This is a genomic window from Methanobrevibacter filiformis, assembly GCF_001639265.1.
Taxonomy (GTDB): domain Archaea; phylum Methanobacteriota; class Methanobacteria; order Methanobacteriales; family Methanobacteriaceae; genus Methanacia; species Methanacia filiformis.
The window spans coordinates 1-3,686 of sequence record NZ_LWMT01000092.1 but is presented as its reverse complement, the minus strand read 5'-3'; the positions used below and the strand labels follow the sequence as shown (position 1 = coordinate 3,686).

Annotated in this window: 2 protein-coding genes; both read right to left on the bottom strand. The window is 25.1% G+C overall.

Features of this window, described 5'->3' with window-relative positions; translation table 11 throughout:
• Nucleotides 1–157 precede the first annotated feature (157 nt).
• On the bottom strand, nucleotides 158–907 hold the full coding sequence (locus MBFIL_RS03195) for a hypothetical protein (RefSeq protein ID WP_066971439.1): 750 nt from the start codon (nucleotides 905–907) through the stop codon (nucleotides 158–160).
• A gap of 16 nt (nucleotides 908–923) precedes the next feature.
• Nucleotides 924–3,308, bottom strand: a complete 2,385-nt coding sequence (locus MBFIL_RS03190) for a glycosyltransferase (RefSeq protein ID WP_066971436.1) — start codon at nucleotides 3,306–3,308, stop codon at nucleotides 924–926.
• Nucleotides 3,309–3,686 lie beyond the last annotated feature (378 nt).

Below are 3,686 nucleotides of genomic sequence, written 5' to 3'. Positions count from 1 at the left end.
TTAAGTTGTATGCTTACTATATTATTATTGTCAGTGATTAATTGGTTATTGAACATATTAATTAATCTACTGACCATTATTAATAAATATTACTATTTAATTCTCTCTAATAAACTCTTACTAATCATTGCAAGTGTAAAAATCATTGTATAGATTGTTATGCTCTTATTTTTTTTAATTTTAGATTTAAAAATTTTTTTTCACAGGAGGTTTTTAGACAATAATTAAACATGTAAATAGTATTTATTAACATGAATACTAAAACATTGAAAAATAAAATGACAAGAGGTAAAATTTTGACACAAACCCATGGAACAACAACACCAACATCAATACCTTCAATATCCTTAATCACATCTAATAATTCATACATTGTATATTCAGTAGAATCATTATCATATAGTAATACTGCATCAATTCCATGAGTTCTTTGGTAGAAAATTATCCAATCTTTTATACAGGCTAAATTATTGTTTTTATTAATTGATACCAGTACCTTTTTACCTGAAAAAATAGCTGATTCATTTGGTTGTATTTTCCCATCACAATCCAACCATCCACAAGATACACCAAATTGATTTACAGGATTTCCAGACAATTCACCATAATTTAATTCAAACGAAACATTGTCTACTTTCCACATGCTTTTAAATTTAGGTTCATCTCTCCGAAGAAAACCATTAATTGACCATTTCCCAATATTTATAATACTTTCAAGGTTTCTTAAATTAGGTCCCACCATGCAAACATTATTTTCAGAATAAAAAATATCGTAGAAAACTGTTTTATAATCATAGTTTTCAACATAATCTTTTTGACGCTCATTAAGAGGTCTTGGAGCCCTTCTAGAAGTATTCACCCCATATGGAATTAACATAGGAGTAATCTCAATTATTTTAAAAGTCATTTTTATCACCTTGTTATTAACTTAAAAGTTCATAAAATCCTGCCATAGCTCGTTTATTGTAATTTATATAATCAAAATTTGGAGATATTAATTTTTCAGGTTGTTCTACAAATTCTAACATCGCTTCTGTTAAAGAGTTTTGTGTATTTTCTACTATTGTGCTTTCGCTCTCTTTCAAAACCGAAAGGTTGCCTGGAATATTAGTTGCTAAAATAGGTAATCCTATTGTTAATACTTCTAAAAGTACTATTGGTTGTCCTTCATGGTTACTTGATGAAATATATAAGTCAGAATTTTTCATGTACAAATAAGGGTTATCTATTTGCCCTAATAAAAAAACATCTGTTTCTAAAGATAATTTTTTGATTAATTTCTCAAGTTTTTCTTTTAATGCACCTTCTCCAAGAATAAAAAGTTTTACTGGTTTGTTTGTTTTTAATTTAAGATTATAAAAAGCCTTTATAAGTTTTATCTGACCTTTTTCTGGAGATAGTCTCCCAATATTCAGAAAATTAAAATTTTCTTTATTAGGTATTGGAACAGTCTGTGCAAGATAATAATTATTATGATATCCTATTAATTCTTTAATCAGAAATTTATATTTATTATCTAATTTAATCAAAGATTCTTCTGAATTTGCTTTTTCAAGGATAATGTCAGGATTAATGGAATTTGGCAAATATATATATTTAGATCTTGGAGTCCACTTTGAAAGATTACTTATATTAACTTCCATAGTTTCTTTTCCAACAGATAATATATTATCATAATATTTATAAAGCGAAAAGACCCTTGGCAAATTTTCTTTATGAGGATACTTTCCATTTACTTTTTTCATAGTCTCTTTATGAAGATCATTGTGTTGATAAACAACTTTTTTCTTGGCATCTGAAAAAGCAAAAAGAGCTGTCCAAAAAGGAACGTAACCTGAAAAATCAACAGCCATATCCACAGGTAGGTCTCCGAAAACTCTCCTATATTCACGTTTGAAAAGATTAAACACATCAAATAGTTTTAGCCATCCTCTCATTCCTCTTCTTTCAGTAACAAAATTAAAAATACGACATTCACTTATAGTAACATTCTTTTGTCCTACACGATAAAGCAAATTTATTTTAGGATTTAATTTATCAATATTAAGTTGCTTTTCTTTATCATGTGAATACCTATCAATTAAAATAACATTGTACTTTTCATAGTCAATATTGTTTGAAAGATTAATCAATGATGATGTAATTCCATTACTAAAAAAGCCACCACAATAAAATAAAATATTTTTTTTATTCACTTTATTTTTTACCCAAATACTTTGATTTTCTATAATTTCATGAACTGAATAATTAACAGTATTAACCATAGTTTTCTGCTCATCAAAAGAAAACAATTCCATATCATCAGTTAATATGAATTTTTTCATTTCTTTCATATTAGGTGTTTTTTTTAAAAGAATATCATCATCACTAATGAATATTTTAGCTTTTTTAATCAATTCCACTTTTTGAAAGTTATCTTCTTGAACATGACTACCAATATCTTTTAATTCACTATACTTTTTATATTTAGAGATATGGACAAGAAAAATAACAGTATCAATATCTTCTTTTGAAAGAAGTTTATAGTACAATTCCTGAATTTTTTCTTTTGAACTAAAATTAGAATCTAATTTTAGGTTCACAATACAAAGTGAATTATTAATGTAGGATTCATTAAAACAATCATCAAAATTGAAATAATCGAAATAATAATCAGAATAATTGAAATAATAATAATCATAACAATCAAAATAATAATCGAAGTCATTAATAATATAAAATGATTTCACTCCATTCAAATGATGATGTTTTAAAATATTCTCTTCATAATTTTCATTAAGTAAAATATGAGTAGTATGGAGAAGAGTACGAGATATTTGTTTTTCAATGCCCAATAACTCTTTTTCTCCATTATACCCTGAAAAATATTCCAATGTATTTATTAGTTTTTGATTGTCCTTACGAATATAAAATGAAGGAAATTCACCATCAGTAAACAGTATTGTTGCTGTTGTGAGTATATCCAAATATTCTGTAGAATTACGATATATAATAGTTATTTTTTCTAATATCTTTTTTGGAAGAATTTTTTGCAGTTTTTTATTATTTAACGATAAATATATGGAATAATTTAGAGATTCATCAATTATTTTACTAAGAATATTATAAATACTAAGTGAAATATTCTTTCCACCCATACTTTCAATAAGTATTACGGTTGAATCAATATTATTATTCTTATATCTTTCAGTATAATCTACAACTCTTTTAAACCCAGCTATATTTTTATCATATCTTGTTTTAGGTTCATTATAATATTTTTTTTGACGTTTCCAAAGTTTTTTTATTTTATTTATTTTTTTATTCAACAAAAATCTCCTCTTTAAAAAATCTCTCTTAATAAATCTTAAGAAATTTACTTTGATTCAATCTTAACATTATTTGTAGGGATAAAAGTGTCACTATCAAAACATTCTAAGGAATATGTTTGATAAAAAGCTAAATCTTAAATGAACTGTTCAATAACATCTTTGTAATTGGAATATTTAGAAGAATTGATCAGTTTTTCTAAAAAATTGCTTTATTTATAACATCTTTCAAATCATCCGAAAATCCATATTGTCATGACAATTTAATTCTAATAGTTTTAGATATAATATTTTGATAATTTTTTATCGGCTTTTTCTTTAGTAAAATTCCAATAAATTTTGCTCTCTTTTTTATTTCTTTCATCACACCATGCTGTA

Bases quoted from the DNA above. Each gene is read 5' to 3' on its own strand.
- MBFIL_RS03195 (WP_066971439.1), bottom strand. From the start codon at position 907: ATGACTTTTAAAATAATTGAGATTACTCCTATGTTAATTCCATATGGG.